General features: G+C 71.7%; 22 protein-coding genes. 14 read left to right on the forward strand and 8 right to left on the reverse strand.

The annotated features are described in order from the left end of the window. Nucleotides 1–72: 72 nt before the first annotated feature. The 9 genes from AB0D04_RS36695 (at nucleotide 73) to AB0D04_RS36735 (ending at nucleotide 9,722) form a co-directional block, all read left to right on the forward strand. Nucleotides 73–387, forward strand: coding sequence for a hypothetical protein (locus AB0D04_RS36695; protein WP_362711744.1), 315 nt, complete (start codon nucleotides 73–75; stop codon nucleotides 385–387). A 47-nt stretch (nucleotides 388–434) separates the two neighbouring features. Beyond that, nucleotides 435–2,654, forward strand: a complete 2,220-nt coding sequence (locus AB0D04_RS36700; protein WP_362711745.1) for an NADP-dependent isocitrate dehydrogenase — start codon at nucleotides 435–437, stop codon at nucleotides 2,652–2,654. A gap of 133 nt (nucleotides 2,655–2,787) precedes the next feature. After that, entirely contained in the window at nucleotides 2,788–3,468 is a 681-nt protein-coding gene (gene rpe / locus AB0D04_RS36705; protein ID WP_362711746.1) for a ribulose-phosphate 3-epimerase, read from the forward strand. A gap of 199 nt (nucleotides 3,469–3,667) precedes the next feature. After that, nucleotides 3,668–4,657, forward strand: coding sequence for a sugar-binding domain-containing protein (locus tag AB0D04_RS36710; protein WP_362711765.1), 990 nt, complete (start codon nucleotides 3,668–3,670; stop codon nucleotides 4,655–4,657). Nucleotides 4,658–4,764: 107 nt separating this feature from the next. After that, complete coding sequence (locus AB0D04_RS36715; RefSeq protein WP_362711747.1) at nucleotides 4,765–5,211, forward strand: ribonuclease domain-containing protein; 447 nt, start codon at nucleotides 4,765–4,767, stop codon at nucleotides 5,209–5,211. Nucleotides 5,212–5,320: 109 nt separating this feature from the next. After that, the gene (locus tag AB0D04_RS36720) at nucleotides 5,321–5,764 is read left to right on the forward strand and encodes a barstar family protein (protein WP_362711748.1); all 444 of its coding nucleotides are present in this window, start codon (nucleotides 5,321–5,323) and stop codon (nucleotides 5,762–5,764) included. Between the two features lie 164 nt (nucleotides 5,765–5,928). Next, nucleotides 5,929–7,368 (forward strand): GuaB1 family IMP dehydrogenase-related protein, encoded by a 1,440-nt coding sequence (locus AB0D04_RS36725; protein ID WP_362711749.1) that lies wholly within the window; start codon nucleotides 5,929–5,931, stop codon nucleotides 7,366–7,368. Between the two features lie 415 nt (nucleotides 7,369–7,783). Beyond that, on the forward strand, nucleotides 7,784–9,256 hold the full coding sequence (locus AB0D04_RS36730; protein ID WP_362711750.1) for an amino acid permease: 1,473 nt from the start codon (nucleotides 7,784–7,786) through the stop codon (nucleotides 9,254–9,256). A gap of 10 nt (nucleotides 9,257–9,266) precedes the next feature. After that, nucleotides 9,267–9,722 (forward strand): Lrp/AsnC family transcriptional regulator, encoded by a 456-nt coding sequence (locus AB0D04_RS36735; protein WP_362711751.1) that lies wholly within the window; start codon nucleotides 9,267–9,269, stop codon nucleotides 9,720–9,722. Between the two features lie 54 nt (nucleotides 9,723–9,776). Here AB0D04_RS36735 and AB0D04_RS36740 read toward each other — a convergent pair whose 3' ends face one another. The 3 genes from AB0D04_RS36740 to AB0D04_RS36750 are packed head-to-tail and all read right to left on the reverse strand — an operon-like array spanning nucleotide 9,777 to nucleotide 12,914. Beyond that, nucleotides 9,777–10,364, reverse strand: a complete 588-nt coding sequence (locus AB0D04_RS36740; protein ID WP_362711752.1) for a nuclear transport factor 2 family protein — start codon at nucleotides 10,362–10,364, stop codon at nucleotides 9,777–9,779. 50 nt (nucleotides 10,365–10,414) lie between these two features. Beyond that, nucleotides 10,415–11,449: a hypothetical protein gene (locus AB0D04_RS36745; RefSeq protein WP_362711753.1), complete on the reverse strand. Its 1,035-nt coding sequence runs from the start codon at nucleotides 11,447–11,449 to the stop codon at nucleotides 10,415–10,417. Nucleotides 11,450–11,465: 16 nt separating this feature from the next. Then, nucleotides 11,466–12,914: an MFS transporter gene (locus tag AB0D04_RS36750; protein WP_362711754.1), complete on the reverse strand. Its 1,449-nt coding sequence runs from the start codon at nucleotides 12,912–12,914 to the stop codon at nucleotides 11,466–11,468. A 54-nt stretch (nucleotides 12,915–12,968) separates the two neighbouring features. Here AB0D04_RS36750 and AB0D04_RS36755 point away from each other — a divergent pair, with 54 nt between their 5' ends. The 3 genes from AB0D04_RS36755 (at nucleotide 12,969) to AB0D04_RS36765 (ending at nucleotide 16,910) form a co-directional block, all read left to right on the forward strand. After that, the gene (locus tag AB0D04_RS36755; protein WP_362711755.1) at nucleotides 12,969–13,889 is read left to right on the forward strand and encodes a LysR family transcriptional regulator; all 921 of its coding nucleotides are present in this window, start codon (nucleotides 12,969–12,971) and stop codon (nucleotides 13,887–13,889) included. 337 nt (nucleotides 13,890–14,226) lie between these two features. After that, the gene (locus tag AB0D04_RS36760; RefSeq protein ID WP_362711756.1) at nucleotides 14,227–15,042 is read left to right on the forward strand and encodes a carbon-nitrogen hydrolase family protein; all 816 of its coding nucleotides are present in this window, start codon (nucleotides 14,227–14,229) and stop codon (nucleotides 15,040–15,042) included. Between the two features lie 167 nt (nucleotides 15,043–15,209). Next, the gene (locus AB0D04_RS36765) at nucleotides 15,210–16,910 is read left to right on the forward strand and encodes an NAD(P)/FAD-dependent oxidoreductase (RefSeq protein ID WP_362711757.1); all 1,701 of its coding nucleotides are present in this window, start codon (nucleotides 15,210–15,212) and stop codon (nucleotides 16,908–16,910) included. A 115-nt stretch (nucleotides 16,911–17,025) separates the two neighbouring features. On the opposite strand, the gene AB0D04_RS36770 is transcribed toward AB0D04_RS36765, so the two are convergent. Beyond that, nucleotides 17,026–17,733, reverse strand: coding sequence for a DUF5995 family protein (locus AB0D04_RS36770; RefSeq protein WP_362711758.1), 708 nt, complete (start codon nucleotides 17,731–17,733; stop codon nucleotides 17,026–17,028). A gap of 231 nt (nucleotides 17,734–17,964) precedes the next feature. Further along, entirely contained in the window at nucleotides 17,965–19,422 is a 1,458-nt protein-coding gene (locus AB0D04_RS36775) for a solute carrier family 23 protein (protein WP_362711759.1), read from the reverse strand. A 144-nt stretch (nucleotides 19,423–19,566) separates the two neighbouring features. On the opposite strand from AB0D04_RS36775, the gene AB0D04_RS36780 reads away from it, so the two are divergent. Further along, nucleotides 19,567–20,067: a hotdog domain-containing protein gene (locus tag AB0D04_RS36780; RefSeq protein ID WP_362711760.1), complete on the forward strand. Its 501-nt coding sequence runs from the start codon at nucleotides 19,567–19,569 to the stop codon at nucleotides 20,065–20,067. Between the two features lie 21 nt (nucleotides 20,068–20,088). Here the strand turns inward: AB0D04_RS36780 and AB0D04_RS36785 are convergent, their stop codons facing one another. From AB0D04_RS36785 to AB0D04_RS36795, 3 genes are read right to left on the reverse strand one after another with little or no spacing between them, the layout of a single operon-like run. After that, nucleotides 20,089–20,538, reverse strand: coding sequence for a hypothetical protein (locus AB0D04_RS36785; protein ID WP_362711761.1), 450 nt, complete (start codon nucleotides 20,536–20,538; stop codon nucleotides 20,089–20,091). 28 nt (nucleotides 20,539–20,566) lie between these two features. Next, nucleotides 20,567–21,043, reverse strand: a complete 477-nt coding sequence (locus AB0D04_RS36790) for a hypothetical protein (protein ID WP_362711762.1) — start codon at nucleotides 21,041–21,043, stop codon at nucleotides 20,567–20,569. Nucleotides 21,044–21,082: 39 nt separating this feature from the next. Further along, entirely contained in the window at nucleotides 21,083–22,312 is a 1,230-nt protein-coding gene (locus AB0D04_RS36795; RefSeq protein WP_362711763.1) for an MFS transporter, read from the reverse strand. A 69-nt stretch (nucleotides 22,313–22,381) separates the two neighbouring features. Here AB0D04_RS36795 and AB0D04_RS36800 point away from each other — a divergent pair. Next, the coding region (locus AB0D04_RS36800; protein ID WP_362711764.1) for an ROK family transcriptional regulator at nucleotides 22,382–23,597 on the forward strand (1,216 nt) is incomplete at its 3' end.

The raw sequence follows: 23,597 nt of genomic DNA on the forward strand, positions 1-23,597 counted from the left end.
CGGCCCTTCTCCGCCCCGGGGGGCCCGGCACGACGTGCCGGGCCGCCGGGCTGCGTCCTCTAGGTTCTGCCCGTGGAGAATTCGCAGATCACGATCCGGCTCACCCCGGACGAGGCGCTGGTCCTCTCGGACTGGCTGGAGCGGGTGCAGATGACCGACCTCGACCGGATGGTCGACGACCCGGCCGTATGGGCTCCGATCCACCGCATCGCCGGGACGCTGGACAAGGCGCTGCCCGAAATCTTCGCCGCTGACTACGGCGCACGGCTGGATGCGGCACGGCGGCGCCTTCGGGAGGACATGGGCGACTTGGGCGTGCCGGCGTCCGGGGATGCGGGCCGGGACGCGGGCCCCTGTCGAGAGGTACCCGATCACGAGATATCTTGATGTCGAGCAATGTTGGAGACGTGGAGAGACCTGGAGCGGAGCACCCGGTGACTGACTCGACCATCATCTATACGCACACTGACGAGGCTCCGGCCCTGGCGACGTATTCGTTCCTGCCTGTGATCCAGGCATACGCATCGACGGCCGGTGTCACGGTGGAGACCCGCGACATCTCCCTGGCCGGGCGGATCATCGCCGGCTTCCCCGAGCACCTTGAGGAGGGGCAGCGCATCGAGGACGCGCTCGCCGAGCTCGGTGAGCTGGCCAAGACGCCCGGCGCGAACATCATCAAGCTGCCGAACATCTCGGCGTCGATCCCGCAGCTGAAGGCGGCCGTCGCCGAGCTGCAGAAGCAGGGCTACGCGCTGCCGGACTACCCGGACGACCCGAAGACCGACGAGGAAAAGGACGTCCGTGCGCGCTACGACAAGGTCAAGGGCAGCGCCGTCAACCCGGTGCTGCGCGAGGGCAATTCGGACCGCCGTGCCGCGGCCGCGGTGAAGAACTACGCCAAGGCGCACCCGCACCGGATGGGTGCCTGGACGCCCGAGTCGAAGACGAACGTCGCGACCATGGGCGTTGACGACTTCCGCTCCACCGAGAAGTCCGCGGTGATCGGTGAGGCCGGCTCGCTGCGCATCGAGCTGCACGGGGACGACGGCAGCACCACCGTGCTGCGCGAGTCGGTGCCGGTCCTGGCGGGCGAGGTCGTGGACGCGTCCGTCATGCGCGTCGGGGCGCTGCGGGAGTTCCTCACGGCGCAGGTCGCCCGCGCCAAGGCCGATGGCGTGCTGTTCTCCGTACACCTCAAGGCCACGATGATGAAGGTCTCGGACCCGATCATCTTCGGGCACGTCGTACGGGCCTTCTTCCCGAACACCTTCGCCGAGCACGGTGCGGCGCTCGCCGCGGCCGGGCTGACCCCGAACGACGGTCTGGGCGGCATCCTCAAGGGCCTGGAGTCGCTGCCCGAGGGCGCGGCGATCAAGGCGTCCTTCGAGGCCGAGCTGGCCGAGGGCCCGGAGCTGGCGATGGTCGACTCCGACCGCGGCATCACCAACCTGCACGTGCCGAGCGATGTCATCGTCGATGCCTCGATGCCGGCCATGATCCGTACGTCCGGCCACATGTGGGGCCCGGACGGCGAGGAGGCCGACACCCTGGCGGTCATCCCCGACAGCTGCTACGCCGGCATCTACCAGGTCGTCATCGACGACTGCCGCGCGAACGGCGCGTACGACCCGTCGACCATGGGCTCGGTGCCGAACGTCGGTCTGATGGCGCAGAAGGCCGAGGAGTACGGCAGCCACGACAAGACCTTCGAGATCCCCGCCACGGGTACCGTGCGGGTCGTCGACGAGGCCGGTCACGCCGTGCTGGAGCAGGTCGTCGGCGCCGGCGATGTGTTCCGGATGTGCCAGACCAAGGACGCGCCGATCCAGGACTGGGTCAAGCTCGCCGTCACCCGCGCCCGCGCGACCGGCGACCCGGCCGTGTTCTGGCTGGACGAGGGCCGGGCGCACGACGCCGCCCTGATCGCCAAGGTCAAGCAGTACCTGCCGGAGCACGACACCGAGGGCCTGCAGATCGAGATCATGTCGCCCGTCGACGCGATCACGTTCTCGCTCGAGCGCATCCGCCGCGGCGAGAACACGATCTCGGTCACCGGCAATGTGCTGCGTGACTACCTGACGGACCTGTTCCCGATCCTGGAGCTGGGCACCAGCGCCAAGATGCTCTCCGTCGTGCCGCTGATGAACGGCGGCGGGCTGTTCGAGACCGGTGCCGGCGGCTCCGCGCCCAAGCACGTCCAGCAGCTGGTCAAGGAGAACTACCTGCGCTGGGACAGCCTGGGCGAGTTCCTCGCGCTGGGGGTCAGCTTCGAGCACCTCGCGCAGACCACGGGCAATGCGCGCGCCCAGGTGCTCGCCGACACCCTCGACCGCGCGACGGCCACGTTCCTGGAGAACGACAAGTCGCCCAGCCGCCGCCTCGGTGGCATCGACAACCGCGGCAGCCACTTCTACCTTGCGCTGTACTGGGCGCAGGAGCTGGCCAAGCAGACCGACGACACCCAGCTCGCTCAGGCGTTCGCGGCCCTGGCCAAGACGCTGGCCGAGCAGGAGCAGACCATCGTCGACGAGCTGATTGCGGTGCAGGGCTCGCCGGCCGACATCGGCGGCTACTACCGGCCCGAGGTCGCCAAGGCCTCGGCGGTCATGCGTCCGTCGCAGACCTTGAACCAGGCGCTGGCAACCCTCGTCTGAGGCAGCCGCCGCACGCACATGCCGCCCCGGCCGGTGTCCCCGGCCGGGGCGGTTGCGTAGCTACAGGGCGGTCGACCTGCGGTGACGGTCGCCCCCCTCCGTCGGCCCGCGGGCCGCACGCCATACTGGTGACATGGCCTTGATCAACCCCAGCATCCTGTCCGCAGACTTCGCCCGCCTTGCCGAGGAGGCGAAGGCCGTCGAGGGCGCCGACTGGCTCCATGTCGACGTCATGGACAACCACTTCGTCCCGAACCTCACGCTCGGTGTGCCGGTCGTCGAGTCGCTGAGCAAGGCGACGGACACCCCGCTCGATCTGCATCTGATGATCGAGGACCCGGACCGCTGGGCGCCGCAGTACATCGAGGCCGGGGCCGGATCGGTGACCTTCCACGCGGAGGCCGCGGCGGCGCCCGTACGGCTGGCGCGGGAGATCCGGGCCAAGGGGGCGCGGGCCTCGATGGCGCTGAAGCCGGCCACGCCGATCGAGCCGTACGAGGATCTGCTCCCCGAGCTCGACATGCTGCTGATCATGACCGTGGAGCCGGGCTTCGGCGGCCAGGCGTTCCTGGACATCATGCTGCCGAAGATCCGCCGCACCCGTGAGCTGATCTCGAAGCACGGTCTGGAGCTGTGGCTCCAGGTGGACGGCGGGGTCTCGGACGCCACCATCGAGCGGTGTGCGGAGGCCGGCGCCGATGTGTTCGTGGCGGGTTCGGCCGTCTACGGCGCGGACGATCCGGCCAAGGCGGTGCGGGATCTGCGGGCGAAGGCCGACGCGGCGACGGCGGCGAGCTGGGGCTGCGCGCACTGAGCCGGACGGGGTGCACGGGGCGGGCCGCCTCCGGTGATGACGGCCGTGCCGTCGGTTGTCCGAGTCGCAACCGAGCGTTCACGGCCGTCGAGGTGGTCATGGTCCCCGTACACCTCATGTTTCTGAAAGGATGAGCAAAGACTCGATCAGATGCGCAAAAGGGGAGAATTTCGTGGTAGCCAGCCGCCCACAGTCCGGAATGGGCCCCGCCGAGCTGGTGCAGGCGGCGGCGATGGCCCGCCGCTTCTATCTTGAGGGCAAGTCCAAGATCCAGATCGCCGATGAGTTCGGCGTCAGCCGGTTCAAGGTCGCGCGGGTGCTGGAGACGGCGCTCGAGCGCGATCTCGTACGGATCGAGATCCGGGTGCCCTCCGAACTCGACGCCGAACGCTCCGACGCCCTGCGGGCCCGCTACGGCCTGCGGCACGCGGTCGTCGTCGAGTCGCCCGCGGACGCGTCCGAGGACGCCGCGGACCCCGAGAACCTCGGCGAGGTGGCGGCCGACCTGCTGGGCGAGCTGGTCGCCGAGGGCGATGTGCTGGGCCTGGCCTGGGGCCGGTCGACCATCCACATGGCGGCCGCGCTGCACCGGCTCCCGCCGTGCACCGTCGTCCAGCTGACCGGCGTCTACGACGCGGGCACCGCGGACCGCGGCTCGGTCGAGGCGGTCCGCCGCGCGGCCGATGTCTCCGGCGGCGAGGCACACCCGATCTATGCGCCGATGCTGCTGCCCGACTCGGCCACCGCCGCCGCACTGCGCGGCCAGACCGGGATCGCCCGCGCCTTCGAGTACTTCGACAAGGTCACCGTCGCCTGTGTCTCCATCGGCTCCTGGGAGCCGGGCGTCTCGACGGTCTACGACATGCTGTCCGAGGACGAGCGGGAGCACTACGCCTCGCTGGGTGCGGCCGCCGAGATGTCCGCGCATCTCTTCGACTCCGAGGGCCGCCGTATCGGCCGTGACCTGGGCGAACGCTGCATCACGGTCGAGGGGGACCGGCTGCGCCGGATCCCCGAGGTCGTGGCGATCGCGGGCGGCCGGCGCAAGGCCGCGGCAATCGGCGCGGTGCTGCGCTCCGGCCTGGTGACCAGCCTGGTGACGGATACCGCCGCCGCCGACCACCTGCTCCTGGAGACCGGCCCCGGGCCGCGACCCGCCCTCGACCGGGCGGACCCCGACGGGGCCTGATGGGGGCCTGACGGGGCCTCACGGCCCCTGATTCAGCCGCCGCCCGCCTGTGTGCCGCCGCGTTCACCGGCGGGCAGCGCGGGCGCGGCTGTGACAGCATCGGCGCCATGGTGATCCACTCCGCCCCGCGCCGGGCCGCCGCCCTCATCGGCGCGCTGCTCGCCGGGCTGCTGCTGGTGCTCACCGGATGTTCCACGGGCGCGGGCCAGAAGGCGAGTTCACCGCCGACCGTGTCCGGCGTCCCCGGCTCGCCCCGCGTACCCGGCTGGGCCAAGGGCATGACCCTCCTCCCCGCGGGCATGCTGCCCCCGCAGGCGCGCGACACGCTCCGGCTCATCGATGCCGGCGGGCCCTTCCCGTACGCCCAGGACGGCACCGTCTTCGGCAATCGCGAGCGGCTGCTGCCCGCCCACCCGCGCGGCTACTACCACGAGTACACGGTCCCCACGCCGGGCTCACCGGACCGCGGCGCCCGCCGCCTCGTCACCGGCGAGGGCCACGAGACGTACTACACCGACGATCACTACCGGACGTTCAAGGCGGTGTTGCGATGAGGTTCGCGGAGGGTGTGGCCGGCGGCGCCGATGGCGATGGCGGCGGCGCGGGGATGCGGCCGGGGCGCCGGGCGGCGGCCCCCGGGGGATGCAGTCAGGCGGTGCTCCGATGACGGGTTCTGTGCCCCGGCCGCTGGCGGCCGTGCTCGACGGCACCACGCCTGCGGGGGTGTTGTCCTGGCCCGCGGACCGGTCGGTGGCGGATGCGCTGGCCGCCGCCCGGGACGCCGGATGGAGCGGTGCCACCCTCGATCTCGAAGGGACCGTGGACAAGGCGGAGTTCATGGAGCGGTGCGCCCGCTCGCTGCGGCTGCCGCACTGGTTCGGCCGGAACTGGGACGCGCTCGCCGACTGCCTCACCGATCTGTCCTGGTGCCCCGCCGAGGGCGGCCGGCTGCTGGTCCTCACGGGGTGGCAGGGGTACGCGTCGGCCGCACCGGACGACTGGAGCGTCGTCGAGGGCGTGCTCGCGGACGCGGTCGGATACTGGCGCGGAACGGACACCGGGCTCGCCGTGATCATGGCGCGCGGGGCGGCGCGACGCGGCTCGTAGGAACGCCCAGGGGCGTTTGTTCGAGTACACCAAAGGGAACACCGGTTCGCCTGTTCCGGTGTGGATGAGAGATGATGTCCTAGGAGCCGCAGCCTGACCCGGGGTTCGGTTCGGTGCTGACTCCCCACCGGCCCAGACGTAAAACCGCAGGTGAGAGAGCCAGTATGCGTTTCCTGAACGATGCCAAGCCGCCGTACGACCTGACGTACGACGATGTGTTCATGGTGCCCAGCCGCTCCGCGGTGGGTTCCCGGCAGGGTGTGGATCTGTCCGCGCCCGACGGGACCGGCACCACCATTCCTCTGGTCGTCGCCAACATGACGGCGATCGCCGGCCGCCGGATGGCCGAGACCGTCGCCCGCCGCGGTGGCCTGGTCGTCATCCCCCAGGACATCCCGCACGATGTCGTCACCGAGGTCGTGACCTGGGTCAAGCGCCGGCACCTCGTCCTGGACACCCCGATCGTGCTGTCCCCGGTCTCGACCGTCGCGGACGCGCTGTCGCTGCTGCCCAAGCGGGCGCACGGCGCGGGCATCGTCGTCGAGAGCGGCCGTCCGATCGGCGTCGTCACCGAGCACGACCTGGCCGGGGTGGACCGCTTCACCCAGGTGTCCGAGGTCATGTCCAGGGACCTGCTGGTCCTGGACGCCGACATCGACCCGCGGGAGGCCTTCAACCGCCTCGACGCCGCCAACCGCAAGCTCGCCCCCGCGGTCGACGCGGACGGCCTGCTCGTCGGCATCCTGACCCGTAAGGGCGCGCTGCGCGCCACCCTCTACACCCCCGCCACCGACGCCAACGGCAAGCTGCGGATCGCCGCCGCCGTCGGCATCAACGGCGATGTGGCGGGCAAGGCCAAGGCGCTGCTGGACGCCGGTGTGGACACGCTCGTGGTGGACACCGCGCACGGCCACCAGGAGGGCATGATCAGCGCCGTCAAGGCCGTGCGTGCCCTGGACCCGCAGGTGCCGATCGTGGCGGGCAACATCGTCGCCGCCGAGGGCGTCCGGGACCTGATCGAGGCCGGCGCGGACATCATCAAGGTCGGCGTCGGGCCGGGCGCCATGTGCACCACCCGGATGATGACCGGCGTGGGCCGGCCGCAGTTCTCCGCGGTGCTCGAGTGCGCCGCCGAGGCCAAGAAGTACGGCAAGCACGTCTGGGCCGACGGCGGCGTGCGCCACCCCCGCGATGTCGCGATGGCGCTGGCCGCGGGCGCGTCCAACGTCATGATCGGCTCCTGGTTCGCCGGCACGCTGGAGTCGCCCGGCGACCTCCAGCACACCGCCGACGGCCGTCCGTACAAGGAGAGCTTCGGCATGGCCTCCGCGCGTGCGGTGCAGCGGCGGACGAGCGAGGAGTCGTCCTACGACCGGGCCCGCAAGGGTCTGTTCGAGGAGGGGATCTCCACCTCACGGATGTTCATCGACCAGGCACGCCCCGGCGTCGAGGACCTGATCGACTCGATCATCGCGGGCGTCCGCAGCTCCTGCACCTACGCGGGCGCGGGCTCCCTGGAGGAGTTCGCCGAGAAGGCCGTGGTCGGCGTGCAGAGCGCCGCGGGTTACGCGGAGGGCAAGCCGCTCCACGACAGCTGGAGCTAGAGCCTGATCGAGCGGCCCCGCACCGACCGGTGCGGGGCCGCTCGCGTTTCCGGGCCGGGCCGCCTCCCGGGCTTCACGGTGATTTTGGACGCCTTCGCGCAACGAACCACCGTCCGCCCCGCCGGTGCGCAACGATCGTTCGCCATTGCGCAAGGAACCCGCATTACGGCAGGTCAGCGCGGGGCCGTAAGGTTCACCGCGGTACGTGGAGTGGCGGAGGCCGCCTGCTCGGCGGTCTCCCCTTTGTGTGGGTTGCTTCGGCATGCCCGCGCACGGACCGCCGTCGGTCGCTGCCATCCGTCTCCGTGAGGGCCCACCACAGTGGGCGCGCCCTCCGGACCCCGTCATCGGAACCGTCAACGGAATCCGCACCGGATTCCGCCATCCGACCGGCAGCGATAAAGGAGCCACCCCAGTGTTGGAGCACGGCGCAGCCCCGCCCGCAGGGGCCAGCGACCCCCGACCACCCGCCCAGGGCGGTCTCGGCACCCGGCTGATGCGGCGCAAGCCCGTCGAACGGCTGGTGGCCGAGGGCGGCCAGGGAGAGGGCGGCACGCTCCGCCGCTCGATGGGCATGTGGCAGCTGACCATGATCAGCATCGGCGCCACACTGGGCACCGGCATCTTCGTCGTCCTCGGCGAGGCCGTCCCGGACGCCGGACCCGCGGTCATCATCTCGTTCGTCATCGCCGGTATCACCGCCCTGTTCTCCGCGCTGTCCTACGCGGAGCTGGCCGGCACCATCCCGGTCTCGGGGTCGTCGTACTCCTACGCCTACGCCACCCTCGGCGAGCTGGTCGCCTGGATCTGCGGCTGGTGCCTGATCCTGGAGTACGGCGTCTCGGTCGCGGCCGTCGCCGTCGGCTGGGGCCAGTATCTGAACGAGTTCCTCGGCGGCACCTTCGGGTTCACCATCCCCGACGCGCTGTCCCAGCCGCCCGGTGACGGCGGCATCTTCAACCTCCCGGCCCTGCTGGTCGTGATGCTGGCCATGGTCTTCCTGCTGGGCGGGGCCAAGGAGAGCGCCCGCGCCAACACCATCATGGTGGCTGTCAAGATCGTCGCGCTGCTGCTGTTCTGCGGCGTCGCCCTGCAGGGCGTGCGCTCGGGCAACTACGCCGACTTCATGCCGCTGGGCATGACCGGCGTCAGCGCCGCGGGTGCCACCCTGTTCTTCTCCTACATCGGCTTCGACGCCGCTTCGACGGCCGGCGAGGAGGCCAAGAACCCGCAGCGCGACCTGCCGCGCGCGATCATGCTCTCGCTGATCATCGTCACCGCGCTGTACTGCCTGGTCGCGGCCATCGCGGTCGGTGCGATGCCCTGGAAGAAGTTCCAGGGCTCGGAAGCCGCCCTGGCCGGGATCATGAAGGACGTCTCCGGACAGAACTTCTGGGCCGTGCTGCTCGCCTTCGGCGCGGTCATCGCCATCGCGAGCGTCGTCCTGACCGTCCTGTACGGCCAGACCCGCATCCTCTTCGCGATGTCCCGGGACGGCCTGGTGCCCAAGGTGTTCTCCAAGGTGCACGCCAAGAGCGGCGCACCCCGGGCCAACACCGTGATCGTCTCGCTGTTCTGCGGAGTGCTCGCCGCGGCGATCCCGCTGGGCCAGCTGGCCGACGCCACCAGCATCGGCACGCTCTTCGCGTTCGCGCTGGTCAATGTGGCCGTCGTGGTGCTGCGCTACAAGCGCCCGGATATGCCGCGCACCTTCCGTACGCCGCTCTCGCCCCTGTTCCCCGCGATCGGCTTCCTTCTCTGCGTCTACATGATGGGCAGCCTCGACGCCGTGACCTGGGTGGTCTTCGGGGTCTGGATGGCCGTCGGCCTTGTGGTCTACTTCGGATACGGCATGCGCCGCTCCCGATTGGCCACAGCAGAAAAGTGATCCACCCGCAGTGCGACTGAACGATCTCGACGAACGCATCGTCCACGCCCTCGCCGAGGACGCCCGCCGCAGCTATGCCGACATCGGCCAGGAGGTCGGGCTCTCCGCCCCGGCCGTCAAGCGCCGGGTGGACCGGCTGCGGGCCGACGGCGCCATCACCGGATTCACCGTACGGGTCGATCCGGCCGCGCTCGGCTGGGAGACCGAGGGGTTCATCGAGCTCTACTGCAGCCGCAACACCTCGCCCGAGGCGATCCACCGCGGTCTGTCGCGCTACCCGGAAGTGGCGTCCGCCTCCACCGTCACCGGTGAGGCGGACGCCATCGTCCAGGTCTTCGCCGCCGATATGCGGCACTTCGAGCGGGTGCTGGAACGGATAGCGGGCGAGCCGTTCGTGGAGCGGACGAAGTCCGTGCTGGTGCTCTCCCCGCTGCTGCGGAGGTTCGGGTCGGGGGCGCCGACTTAGGGGCGGGCGGCCCTGAGGGGCGGGCGGCCCTTAGGGGGTGGGCGAACGGATCTCCTAGGGGATGCGAGCGCCCCCTGCGGGGCCACAACGGGTGGGGGCGGGGTGGTATTCCCCGCTCAGGCCGCCAGGGTTCTCCGGAAGCCGGGGCGGTGTGCCCCGGGTCCCTACGATGCGCAGCGACGTGGCCGCGATCCGCCAGCCGTCCGGGGTCCGCACCAGCTCGCTGTCGGCGTGGCCCGCGGAGATGAAGAGGTCCCCGGCACCCTCCGCGCCGTCCGCCAGGACGTGCGTGCTGAGCTGGGCGCCGCGGGCGGTGGCCCGGTCGCCGTCGCTCTCGATGACGGCGTTGGTGCCCAGATGCACGGTCCGGTCGAACAGGGCCATCCCGCGCCGTACCCGCGCCGGCACGGCATCGCGGCCGTGCACCGTCCCGACCGGCATCTCGGCGGTGACGTCCTCGGTGTGCAAGGCGCGGGCCCATTCCTCGTCGAACCGCCCCTCGTCCAGCGACCGGAGGCAGCGGTCCAGGAGGTCGGTGATCTCGGCGCGGTCGGTGAGGCGCCGGAGCTGTCGCTGCATCGCCTCCAGGTCCGCACCGGCTTGTCCTTCGCTGTGTGGTGCGGTCTGCGTTTCGGTGTCCATGGCGGGCGATCCTGCTGCCTCAAGTGGACTTGAGGTCAAGGACGGGTGTCCTACCAGGGGCACGGGTCTCCGGGGCCCTCCGCCAGGGTGTCCAGCGTCTCCTTGGCCAGTGCCCGCAGGAAGGCCGGGCACGTCCACGCCTCCAGCGACGGGCCGAAGCCGGCCGCGTGCGACCGTTGGAGGTCTGCCCGCCCGCCGGGGCTGCGCAGAGCCGTGCCGCTCTCGATGTCCACGTCGGGGCCGTCATCCCTGTCGGGATCGCCACCGAGGCTGGGGTGTTCGCCGCCCTTGTGGGTGCAGGGCTCGTCCGCAATCCCCTGCAGTACGGTCTCCACCCCTTGGATCATCTCGTCGAGGACGGACTGCTCCTGGATGCGCCCGGAGACCGCGTACCAGCTGCACACGCACAGGGTGACGAGGTAGCCGGCCCGCACCCCCTTGGTGAGGTGGCCGGGGACGAGCGCCGCACCGAGGAGATCGTCGTCCGGGCTCCCGGTCGGATAGTCGTTGAGGGTCTGGGAAAGGTGCCGCAGGGTGTCGCGCTGGTCGCCGGGCAGCAGGTCCGAGAGGGCGCACCCGTCCTCCCGGCCGGTGACCGGTACGCTGCCCGGGGCGATGATGTCCGCCGTGACATGCGCATACGCGGCGACATTGCGCGGGCACAGATAGAGCTCCTTGGGGGCCTCCTTGTGCCACTCCTCGTCCTCCGCCTCGCCGTTGCTCAGGAGCAGCACATCGGGGACCTCGTACCAGATGTCGTCGTCCTCCATACGTTCCAGGTCCTGTTCGTACGGGTGCGTTTCGTGCTCACAGGGCAGGCCGCTCAGGGCGTGGTGGGCGGCGAGCAGCGCGTCGACGGCGCGCTGCCCGACCTCGGCCGCGGCCCCCGGCCGGCCGGTGAGGTACCCCGCCATCTCCGCCAGCCCGTACACCCACAGACAGGCGTGCTCCCCGCCCGGATCGGCGGCGAGCCGGGCGGCACAGTCGAGTACGGCCGCATCGCACTCGGCGCTCGCGGTGGCCCGGTGGAAGGCGGGCCAGCTCTCTATTACCTGTTCGGCAAGCCGTTCGGTCGTGCCATCCATGATCACTACGACGCCGTCACGGGCCGGTCCGTTCCCGGCCCGCGCCCGCCTGCTTCCCGGTCCGCAGGCCGTACGCCACCGCCGCCCCCACGACCAGCACCACGCCCGCCGCGAGGCGATAGCCCAGCGCCGTGGCGTCGGTGAAGGCGGTGGCCTCGGCGGTGCCGTGCCCGGTGGCCGAGGTGAAGCGGACGGACAGGACGGTACCGATGACGGCGATGCCCAGCGCCGCGCCCAACTCCCTTGCCGCGCCCTGGAGTCCGGAGCCCATACCGGCCTGCCGGGCCGGTACGGACGTCACGACGGCATGCGAGAGCGTGGGCATCGCCAGGCCCGCACCGGCGGACATCACCAGGAGGAAGGGCAGGTAGAGCACGTACGGCGTGCGGGCGGTCGCGGTGGAGAGCAGCAGCAGGCCGACGGCTATCAGGGCCAGCCCGGCGCCGCACGTCCGGGCCTCGCCGAACCGGTGTGCGCTGCGCATGCCGTAGCGGGTCACCGCCATCATCCCGAAGGCCAGCGGCACGATCGCACAGCCGGTCTGGAGGGGCGAGTAGCCCTTCACGTACTGCAGGAACTGGGCGTTGACGTAGAAGAGGGAGAACATCCCGAAGAAGGTGACGGCCAGGCCCGCGGCTCCGGCGCGCAGCCGCGGCAGGCGGAACAGGCGGGGGTCCAGCACCGGGTGCGCGGTCCGCAGTCCGTGCCGTACGAAGAGGGTGAACACCACCACGGCCAGGGCGAAGGCGCCGGTCACCGGGAGCGAGGCCCAGCCCAGCCCCGGTCCCTCGATGACGCCGAAGAGCAGGGCGGCCGCCCCCAGGACCAGCAGCGCCGAACCCGGCAGATCCAGCGCCGCGGTCTGCCGCGGCACCCGGGGCGCGGCGCCCGCCACCCACCACAGCAAGCCAAGACCCAGCGGGACATACGCCCAGAACAGGCCCTGCCAGGGCAGGTATTGAAGGATCAGCGCGCCGCCGGCGTTACCCGCCATCCCGCCGATGCCGAGGGCTGCGCTCCAGGCGGCGACCGCACCGGCCTTCCGGTCGGGCGGGGTGGCGTGCAGCAGCAGGGACATGGTGGCCGGGACGGTCAGCGCGGCGCCCGCACCCGATATCGCGCGGCCCGCCAGCAGGACCGGGAGGGTGGGGGCGAGCGCACTCAGGAGCGCTCCCAGGGCGAAGACGCCGAGACCGGTCAGCAGGACGCCCTTGCGGCCGAAGCGGTCGCCGAGCGCACCGGCCGGGACCAGCAGCCCGGCGAAGACCAGCACATAGATGTCGACGATCCACAGGAGCTGGGCGGGGGAGGGGTGCAGACCGCCGGCGGCGATCTTGGGTATCGCGAGGTTCATCGCGGCGACGAGTGACTGCGCGACGAGCACACAGGCGCACATCGCGGCCGCCGTCGAGCGCCGCCGGACGGCGGCTCCAACTGGCGTGGACGGGGAAACGGTTGAGGTCATGGCGGGGACGCTAGAGTGCCGCTCAGTTGATCTCCAATGCAAGGTGTGCATGTGATGGTTGCGCGAAACGCAAATGTCGACCTCAACCTGCTGACGGCCCTGAATGCGCTGCTGGAAGAAGAGAGTGTGACCGCGGCCGCCGACCGGCTCGGGCTCTCCGGGCCCGCCATGAGCCGCGCCCTCGGCCGGATCCGCCGGACGGTCGGCGACCCCGTCCTGGTGCGCGCCGGCCGCCATATGGTGCCCACCCCGCGCGCCCTGGAGATCCGGGCCGAGGTGCGGCGGCTGGTGGAGGCGGCCCAGGGGGTGCTGGCCCCCGCCGAACCCACCGACCCGGCAGAGCTGGTCCGGGTGTTCACGATCAGTGCCAACGATCTCTTCGTCACCGCCGTCGGCCCGCAGCTGGTCGCCCGCGTCGCCCGGGAGGCGCCGCAGGTGGTGCTGCGCTTCCTCGGCGAGAGCCACAGTGACGTTCCTTCGCTGCGCGACGGCGCCACGGACCTGGAGCTCGGCGTCGTCGACAGTCGCGAGCCGGAGATCCGTACCGAGGAGCTGTATGCGGAGCGCGGCATCGCGGTGGTGCGCGAGGGGCACCCGCTCACCACGGCGAAGGTCACCGCGCGCCGCTACGCCGATGCCCCGCACATCAACTTCTCCCGTCGCGGCCGGCTGACCGGCCCCATCGACGCAGCCCTCGCCGAGCTGGGGCTGCGCCGCAAGGTGATCGCCACGGTCCCCACCTTTGCCGCCTCGCTGCTGATGGTCCGGGACAGCGATGCGGTCGGCATGGCCAACGAGGTGACCGCGGCTTCGACGGTCCGCGGACTGGGGCTGCGCACCCTGCCGATCCCGCTCGACCTGCCGCCGATGACCATGGCCATGGCCTGGCACCCGCGTCAGGACGCCGACGCCGGCCACATCTGGCTGCGCGGACTCGTCCGGGAGGTGATCAAGGCAACCGCCGGTGCGAGATGAGCGCGACGGTCAGTGCTTCACCTTCCACGGCATGACAGCCGGTGAGGCTCGGGTCCTTGGCCGTACCGGCGTGCCGCGCCGCGGGGTGACCATGCTTCCGCCGCGCGGTGGAACCCAGGGCCCACCCGCTCCGCGCGCGGAGTACCCCAGGCTGCACGCCACGGGGTGAAGCCCCCGTCCGACCTGCGTGAACGCCCGGGCGCAACAAATCGCCGCGGAGCCCCTTGAACGCGCAACGAATGCCTCGCCGACGCGCAACGGTGGCGCCTTGTCCCGGATCGCCGACGGCCCGTACCGTCAATGCGTCCCGCCCGCACCGTCCTGCCCGAGGGGTCCCATGCCGTCCCTGCACACCGCCCTGCTCCAGAGTTCGGGACGGCCCGGCGATGTCGCGCACAATCTGCAGATCCTGGAGGACGCGGCCCGCACGGCCGCCGCCACCGGAGCCGGACTGCTCGTCTGCCCCGAGCTGTTCCTCACCGGCTACGCCATCGGCGACGGCATCCACCGCCTCGCCGAGCCCGCCGACGGCGAGAGCGCCCGGACGATCGGCCGGATCGCCGCCGAGCACGGCATCGCCGTTCTCTACGGATACCCGGAGCGCGCCGCCCAGGACGAGCCCGACAGCGACGCCGTCTACAACTCCGCGCAGCTGATCGGCTCCGATGGCAGCCACCTTGCGAACTACCGCAAGACGCACCTCTTCGGCTGCTTCGAGCACGAGTGGTTCACCCCGGGGCAGCAGCCGGTCGTCCAGGCCGAGCTGGCCGGCGTCCGGATCGGCGTGATCATCTGCTACGACGTCGAGTTCCCCGAGAACGTCCGGGCGCATGCGCTGGCCGGCACGGATCTGCTGCTGGTGCCCACCGCCCAGATGCACCCCTTCCAGTTCGTTCCCGAATCCGTCATCCCGGTGCGCGCCTTCGAGAACCAGATGTATGTCGCGTACGTCAACCGGGTCGGCGAGGAGGGCGAGTTCGAGTTCGTCGGGCTCAGCTGCCTGGCGGGGCCGGACGGCGTGGTGCGCGCCCGCGCCGGCCGCGGCGAGCAGCTGGTGCGCGCCGAAGTCGACACCGCCTTTCTGAAGGAATCGCGGGAGCACAACCCGTATCTGCACGACCGGAGGCCGGAGCTCTACGGCCCGCTGACGTGATCTCCCCCCCGCCTGGCCTCCGCCTGAACCCGCTTGACCCCGCCTGACCCCCACCCGGCCGACCGGGCCCACCGCCCACCCGGCCGCCCCAGAACCCTGCCCCGCCCCGGGCCGGCCCGCACGGCCTGCCCCGCCGACCTGCCCTGCCTGCAAGGAGTCCGCCCCCGATGACGTCCACGGTGCCCACCGCCGCCCACCACGCGGATGCCCAGCCGCCGATCACCATGTTCGGCCCGGACTTCCCGTACGCCTACGACGACTTCCTCGCGCACCCCGCGGGCCTCGGCCAGGTCCCCGCCACCGAGCACGGCAAGGAGGTCGCGGTCATCGGCGGCGGCCTCTCCGGCATCATCACGGCGTACGAGCTGATGAAGATGGGCCTCAAGCCCGTCGTCTACGAGGCGGACCAGATAGGCGGCCGGCTGCGGACCGTCGGCTTCGAGGGCACCCCGTCCGAGGCCGCCGGCCTGACCGCCGAGATGGGCGCGATGCGCTTCCCGCCGTCCTCGACGGCGCTGCAGCACTACATCGACCTGGTGGGCCTGACGACCAGGCCGTTCCCCAACCCGCTGGCCCCCGACACCCCCTCCACCGTCGTCGACCTCAAGGGCGAGTCGCACTACGCCCACACCGTGGAGGACCTCCCCGAGGTCTACCACCAGGTCATGGGCGCCTGGAACGCCTGCCTGGAGGAGGGCGCGGACTTCTCCGACATGAACCGCGCGCTGCGCGAGCGGGACGTCCCGCGGATCCGCGAGATCTGGTCCCGGCTCGTCGAGAAGCTCGACAACCAGACCTTCTACGGCTTCCTCTGCGACTCCCAGGCCTTCAAGTCCTTCCGCCACCGCGAGATCTTCGGCCAGGTCGGCTTCGGCACCGGCGGCTGGGACACCGACTTCCCCAACTCCATCCTGGAGATCCTGCGGGTCGTCTACACCGAGGCCGACGACCACCACCGCGGCATCGTCGGCGGCAGCCAGCAGCTCCCGCTGCGCCTGTGGGAGCGCGAGCCGGAGAAGATCGTCCACTGGGCGCAGGGCACCTCGCTCGCGACGCTGCACGGCGGCGCCCCGCGCCCGGCCGTGACCCGGCTGCACCGCACCGCGGGCAACCGCGTCACGGTGACCGACGCGGCCGGCGACATCCGCACCTACGAGGCCGCCGTCTTCACCGCGCAGTCCTGGATGCTGCTCAGCAAGATCGCCTGCGACGATGCGCTGTTCCCCATCGACCACTGGACGGCGATGGAGCGCACCCACTACATGGAGTCCTCCAAGCTCTTCGTCCCGGTCGACCGGCCGTTCTGGCTGGACAAGGACGAGGTCACGGGCCGGGACGTCATGTCGATGACGCTGACGGACCGGATGACCCGCGGTACGTACCTCCTGGACAACGGCCCGGACGAGCCCGCCGTCATCTGCCTCTCGTACACCTGGTGCGACGACAGCCTCAAGTGGCTGCCGCTGAACGCCAACGAGCGCATGGAGGTCATGCTCAAGTCGCTGTCGGAGATCTATCCGAACGTCGACATCCGCGGGCACATCATCGGCAACCCGGTCACCGTCTCCTGGGAGAACGAGCCCTACTTCATGGGCGCGTTCAAGGCCAACCTCCCCGGTCACTACCGCTACCAGCGCCGCCTGTTCACCCACTTCATGCAGGACCGGCTGCCCGAGGACAAGCGCGGCATCTTCCTGGCCGGCGACGACATCTCCTGGACGGCGGGCTGGGCCGAAGGCGCCGTACAGACCGCGCTGAACGCGGTGTGGGGCGTGATGCACCACTTCGGCGGCGCCACCGACGGGGCCAACCCGGGCCCCGGCGACGTCTACGACGAGATCGCGCCCGTCGAGCTCCCCGAGGACTGACCCAGGGCCCCAGGGCCCGACGTACAGAGTCCGTCCTACGAGGCCGGCCGCGCGGATCCGGGCGAACAGCCCGGCGGCGCGGTCGGCCGCGACGTACCGCCCCCAGGGCGCGTCCCTAGTTGAGCGGTGTCAGCAGACACCGCCCCACCAGCCCCACGCTCGCGTCCAGCCGCTCGGCGAACTCCTCGGCCACCTCGGGCAGCCGGCGCGCGCCCCACAGCATCCGGGCCGCGGCCCAGGCGGCGTCCCGGGCCATCTCCAGGCTCCAGGAACCGGCGAGATGGGTGAGCGGATCGGCGATGTCCAGCAGATCGGGGCCGGGCATCAGGCTCTCCCGGATCCGCTCCTCGAGACCGGTCAGGACGACGCCGATGCGGTCGAAGTCGCCTTCCAGGGCAGGCGGTTCGCACTCCAGCGACCGGCAGGTGTCGATCACCGCCAGCGCCAGGTCGTGGCCGATGTGCGCATTGATCCCGGCCAGTGCGAACTGCAGGGGGTGGACGCCGGGATGGCGGCGCAGCTGGATGAGCGGGCGCCAGCAGGCGGGCGGGCGCAGGCCCGCGGCCGCGGCGTCCACGGCGGCGAAGTAGCGCCGGGCGAAGCGGACATCCAGCTCGCCGGCGGCCGCCGGATCCGCGAACGCGCCGTCCCCGATGCGCCGCGCCACCGCCTCGGTGACGGTCAGATAGACCCGGTTGAAGACGGCCACCCCGTCCTCGGCGGGCAGCGCCGCTTCCAGGGCCCGCATCCGCGCCAGCACCTCACCGACATCTGCCGTTGCCACGGATCCCGGCGGGGTTCCCCGCTGCTGAGTTGTCGTCATCCGTTCAGCGTGGCAGCAGCCCTCCGAAATGCGGCCTTTGCCGTGTACCGATGACCTGATCGGGGTAATGACTGGTGCGCCCTCTTGTGCTTTTCGGCTGAGCTTCACAGAGCGCCGACGGCCGGAGCGGCGCCCGCGGACCCGCTTCAGGCCGGCGTGGAGCGCGCTGCCGAGCCGCGGTTCGACGGCGCCCGGAACGCCGACCTGAAGCGGGCCTGCGCGCCCGCCCCCTCAGCGGGACCCCGGCCCCGTCTCCCCGCCGGTCTCCCCGTCGGTCTCTTCGCCCGGCTCCCCGGCCGTCCCTTCCTCGCCCGCCCCCTCGTCGTACGACGAGGTGCCCTCGTCCAGCAGCGGCGGCTGCGGCGCCTTGAGATGCGCGGGCGCCAGGGCGCGCAGTACGTGATAGCCGGTGAGCACCACGATCGTGCCGAGCGCGATACCGCCGAGTTCGAAGTTGTCGCTGATGTGCAGGCTGACGCCGCCGACGCCGATGATGATGCCCGCGGAGGCCGGTACGAGGTGGAGCGGGTTGCGCAGATCCACCTTGTTGTGCAGCCAGATCTGGGCGCCGAGCAGGCCGATCATGCCGTAGAGAATGACGGTGATGCCGCCCAGTACGCCGCCGGGGATCGCGGCCACCACCGCGCCGAACTTCGGGCACAGGCCGAAGAGCAGGGCGAAGCCGGCCGCCGCCCAGTAGGCCGCGGTGGAGTAGACCCGGGTGGCCGCCATGACGCCGATGTTCTCGGAGTACGTGGTGTTGGGCGGGCCGCCGACCGCGGTGGAGAGCACCGAGGCGGCGCCGTCCGCGGAGATCGCGGTGCCCAGCTCGTCGTCCAGCGGGTCGCCGGTTATCTCGCCGACGGCCTTGACGTGCCCGGCGTTCTCCGCGACCAGGGCGATCACGACGGGCAGCGCCACCAGGATCGCCGACCACTGGAAGGTGGGTCCGTGGAAGGACGGCAGGCCGATCCAGTCGGCTGTGCCGACGGCGGAGAAGTCGAGCCGCCAGTGGTCGGTGACCTTCCCGGCGCCGTTGACGGAGTGGATCATTCCGAAGATCCGGTCGAAGACCCAGGACACGGCATAGCCGAAGACCAGGCCCAGGAAAATCGCGATCCGGGACAAGAAGCCGCGCAGACAGACCACGGCGAGCCCGGTGACCAGCATGGTCAGCAGCGCCACCCATTGATCCTGCGGCCAGTACGTACTCGCCGTCACCGGCGCCAGATTGAAGCCGATCAGCATCACCACCGCACCGGTGACCACCGGAGGCATCGCGGCATGGATGATCCGCGCCCCGAACCGCTGGACCGCCAGGCCCACCAGGAACAGGGCAACGCCGACGACCAGGACCGCCCCGGTAACCGTCGCACTGGTGCCGCCCTGCGCCCGGATGACGGCGGCGACCCCGACGAACGACAGGGAACAGCCCAGGTAGGAGGGCACCCGGCCGCGCGTAGCGAGCAGGAAGATGACCGTCGCGACACCGGACATCATGATGGCGAGATTCGGGTCAAGCCCCATCAGAACGGGTGCGACAAAGCTCGCGCCGAACATGGCCACCACATGCTGCGCACCCAGGCCCGCGGTCCGCGGCCACGACAGCCGCTCATCCGGCCTGACCACGGCTCCCGGGGCCGGATTGCGCCCGTCACCATGCACGGTCCAGCGCACGCCGAGGCCCATGACTGCTCCACTTCTTCCAACGGTGAGGACAGGGCAGTTTCGCATCCCCGGCGGCCAAAGCATTCTAAGCGGCCGCTTACGATGGCTCGCGTATGTGACGACCCACGTCACGCCCTACCGCGCAAGAACCCAGGAGCACCACCCGTGAGCGTCGAACCCCTCCAGACCGCCGGCCCCGGCCCGCACGCCGTCCCGTACGGCCAACTGGTCCCCGTCACCGTCCACTTCGACGACCTCGACGCGCTCGGCATGCTCCACAACTCCCGCTACCCGCTGCTGGTCGAGCGGGCCTGGGGCGAGTACTGGCACGCCCGGGGCTTCGGCTTCGACGGCGACTGGGCCGCCGCGGGTGACATGTGCAACGTCATCAAGGAGATGCGGCTGGCCTATGAGCGCCCCATCACCAGCGCCGGCCGCTACGCCGCGCACCTGTGGGTCGAACGCCTCGGCCGTACGGGCCTGACCTACGGCTTCCGGGTCTGCTCGGCCGACGGCACCGAGACCTACGCCGAGGGACACCGGGTCCTGGTCCGCGTGGACTTCTCGACGATGCGGCCCACTCCGTGGTCGGACCGGGCGCGGACGATAGCGGACGGGCTGCGGCGGCCGGAGGCGGCGGAGGCTGAGGCCGAGGCGGCGGCCTGAGCGGGGTGCCGCGCCGCCGGGTCACATGCCGCAGCGGCGCAGAGCCTCCGCCACGGCCATCTCGCCGGCCCTCACGAACGCCCACTCGTTGGAGTCCACTTCGTGCCAGTGGAGTTCGGTGACCGTGCACCGGACGGCCGGCCGGATGGTGGCCGGGAGCGCGTCGAGGGCGTTACGGACGCCCTGTTCCAGTGACCGCTCCAGAATGCCGAGCCACTCCTGGTCGTCGGGCCAGGCACGGATGCGGCGCCGGATCTCCGGTCGGGCGCGCACCGGCCAGTCGAAGACGGCCGGTGCCGACTCGTCGTCGGGTAGCGGCGCGAAGTCCAGCGTGACGATCGCGAACTTGCCCGGACAGGAGTTCTGGCGGACGTTCCTGATGAGGACGTCCCGCACCGGGTGCGGCGGGAAGCGGCGGATCGGCTGTGCGGGATGGGCGGTCACAGGGGCTCCGGAGGCGGTCGTCGGCATGGTCGTCACCGCGCCGGTCGTGGACGTTTCAGACCGGTGGGGTCGCCGTGGGGCGCCCGTTCGGCTCGTTCCCCGTGGCCCGGTCGCCCAGGCCGCAGCGTTGCAGGGCTCTCTGCACGGCCATGGCGCCGGCCTCCCTGAACCCCCTCTCGTGGGAGTCCGCTTCATGCCAGCGAGCCTTGGTGACCGTGCACCGGACCGCCGGCCGTATGTCCGCCGGCAGTGCGTCGAGGGCCGCCCGGACGCCCTCCTCGAGTGCCTGCGCCAGGTCGTCCGGCAGCCACTCCCGCGGGTAGCGCCCGTTGTAGCTCAGGTCCCGGTTCTGCTGCCGGTCGCGCACCGGCCAGTCGAAGACGACGGGTGCGCACTCGTCCTCCGGCAGCGGCGCGAAGTCCAGAGTCAGGATCGCGAACGGGCCGCCGCACGAGGTCTGGCAAACGTGGAAGACCTCGACGTTCCGCACCGGCTCGGGTGGGAAGCGGCGGGGCTCGGCTGCGGTGGTCATAAGGGCTCCAGGGCGAGGACGGGACGTTGACGGCGCCGCCTAGGAGCGTTCCAGATCGCCGGCCGGTGCTGCCATCCGTTTACCGGCGGCACGCCCCGGCACCCCCAGCACCCGCGCCCCCGCCACCAACCCCATCGTCAACGCCGTGACCAGAGCGAACGACACCGTCAGTGAGGTTGCCTGGGCGATCCCGCCGATCGCGGACGGGGCGATCAGGCCGGAGGTGTACATGATGGTGGCGACGCCCGCGATGGCCTGGCTGGGGGCCGGGCCGCTGCGGCCGGCGGCGGCGAAGGCGAGCGGGACGACGACGGCGATGCCGAGGCCCATCAGGGCGAAGCCTGCCATCGCCACCGCCGGATGCCGGGCCGTCATGATCAGCAGGCCGCCGGCGGTCGCCAGGATCCCGCCGCCGCGTACCGTGCGCACCGCCCCGAAGCGGGCCACCACCTTGTCGCCGGCCAGCCGGGCCGCGGCCATGGTGCAGGCGAACGCCGTGGTCGACGCGGCCGCCAGGCCCGCGTCGGTGCCCAGTTCGTCCCGGAGGTAGACCGCCGACCAGTCCAGGCTCGCGCCCTCCGCGAAGACCGCGCAGAAGCCTATGGCCCCGATGATCAGCGCCGACCTGGGCGGGAGTGCGAAGCGGGGCGGCGGATGCTCCTCGGGGGCGCTGCGCAGATCCAGTACGCCCTGGCAGGCGACGGCGCCGAGGAGCGTCAACACCAGGGCGGCGCCGCCCAGATGGAGGCGGGCGTCCGTCCCGGCGTGCGCGGCGACGGTGCCGGCCGCCGAACCCAGCAGCGCGCCCGCGCTCCACATGCCGTGCAGCCCCGACATGATCGGCCGGCCGAGCCGGTCCTCGGTCTCCACGCCCAGCGCGTTCATCGCGACGTCCGACATGCCCGAGGTCGCGCCGTAGATCAGCAGCGCCGGGCACAGCACGTACAGGCTGGGGGAGAGGGCGGGCAGGAGCAGGGCGAGGGTCCACAGGGCGAGCAGGACGCGCAGGGCGGTGCGGGCGCCGAGGCGGTGGCTGACCCGGCCGGCCAGCGGCATGGCGAGGGAGGCGCCGATGGCGGGGAACGCGAGGGCCAGGCCGAGCAGGCCGGGGGCGATGCCGGTGTGGTCCTGGATCCAGGGGATGCGGGTGGCGAAATTGCCGGTGACCGAGCCATGGACGAGGAAGACGAGGGCGACGGCCCAACGTGCGCGGCGCAGCCCGTTCTCGGACAGGGGGGTGGGGGCGTCGGGGACGCCGGTGCCGACCATGTGCGTAAACTATCAGGAAGCCTGCCTGTTAATAAGGATACGGCCCGAAGGGGGTGAAAGAATCCGGCCATGCATGCATCGCGCACGGCGGCCGCCGGCCGGACCGCCTCCCCGGCCACCGCACGGCGGATCAACGACCGGCTGGCTCTTCAACTCCTCCAGTCCGAAGGGCCTTTGACGGCTGGTCAGCTCAAATCACTGACCGGTCTGTCCCGCCCGACCGTGGCGGATCTGGTCGAACGCCTCCAGGAGGCCGGGCTGATCGCGGTGGTCGGGGAGAGCGGAGCCCAGCGGCGCGGCCCGAACGCCCGGCTCTACGGGATCGTCGCCGACCGCGCCCATCTCGTCGGCCTCGATCTGCGCACCCACAGCGTCACCCTCGCGGTCGCCGACCTCCTGGGCCGGGTACGCGCCGAACGCACCGTCCCCATCGGGCCCGGCGACACGCCCGACAGCGCCGTCGCCACCGCCCTCGCCGCCATCGACAGCACCCTCGGCGTGGCGGGCGCCGGCGCCCCGCACACCATCGCCGTCGGCGCTCCCGGCCTCGTCGACCCCGCCACCGGCAGGTTCGGCGGCAGTGGGTGGCTCCCGCCCTGGCACGCCGCGCTGGTCGGCGCGCTCCGCGACCGGAAGACCGCGGCGGTCCTGCTGGAGAACGAGGTCAATCTCGCCGCCGTCGCCGAACAGCGCGACGGCGCGGCCCGCGACCGCGACACCTTCGTCCTCCTCTGGCTCGGCCACGGCACCGGCGCCGCCGTCGTCCTGGACGGCACCCTGCGCCGCGGCGCCTCGGGCGGCACCGGCGAGATCGGCTTCCTGCCCGTCCCTGGCACCGGGGCGCTGCCCTCCGCGAGCGGCTGCTCCGGCGGCTTCCACTCGCTGGCCGGTTCCGCCGCGGTCTGCGCCCTGGCGGCGGAACACGGCCTGGCGGCGGAGCACGGAGTGGGGGAGACCGGCACGCCCGGGACCGGCACGCCCGGGACCTGCACGCCGGAGACGGATTCCCCGCCCGCCGAGGCCTTCGTACGGGCCGCCGTGGCCGGCGGCGCCACCGCGTTCCTCGACGCGCTGGCCGCGCGGGTCGCCCTCGGCGTGGCGGCGGTCTGTGCCGTACTCGACCCCGGGTGTGTCGTCCTCGGGGGCGAGACCGGCCGGGCCGGCGGCGCCCCGCTCGCCGAACGCGTCGCCGGTCACCTCGCCGGGCTGTCCCCGCTGCGCACCGAGGTGCGCGCGGTGTCCGGTCCGTACACCGCCGCGGTCGTGGACGCCGACACCGAGGCCG

This window comes from Streptomyces sp. NPDC048483, from assembly GCF_040651455.1.
Taxonomy (GTDB): domain Bacteria; phylum Actinomycetota; class Actinomycetes; order Streptomycetales; family Streptomycetaceae; genus Streptomyces.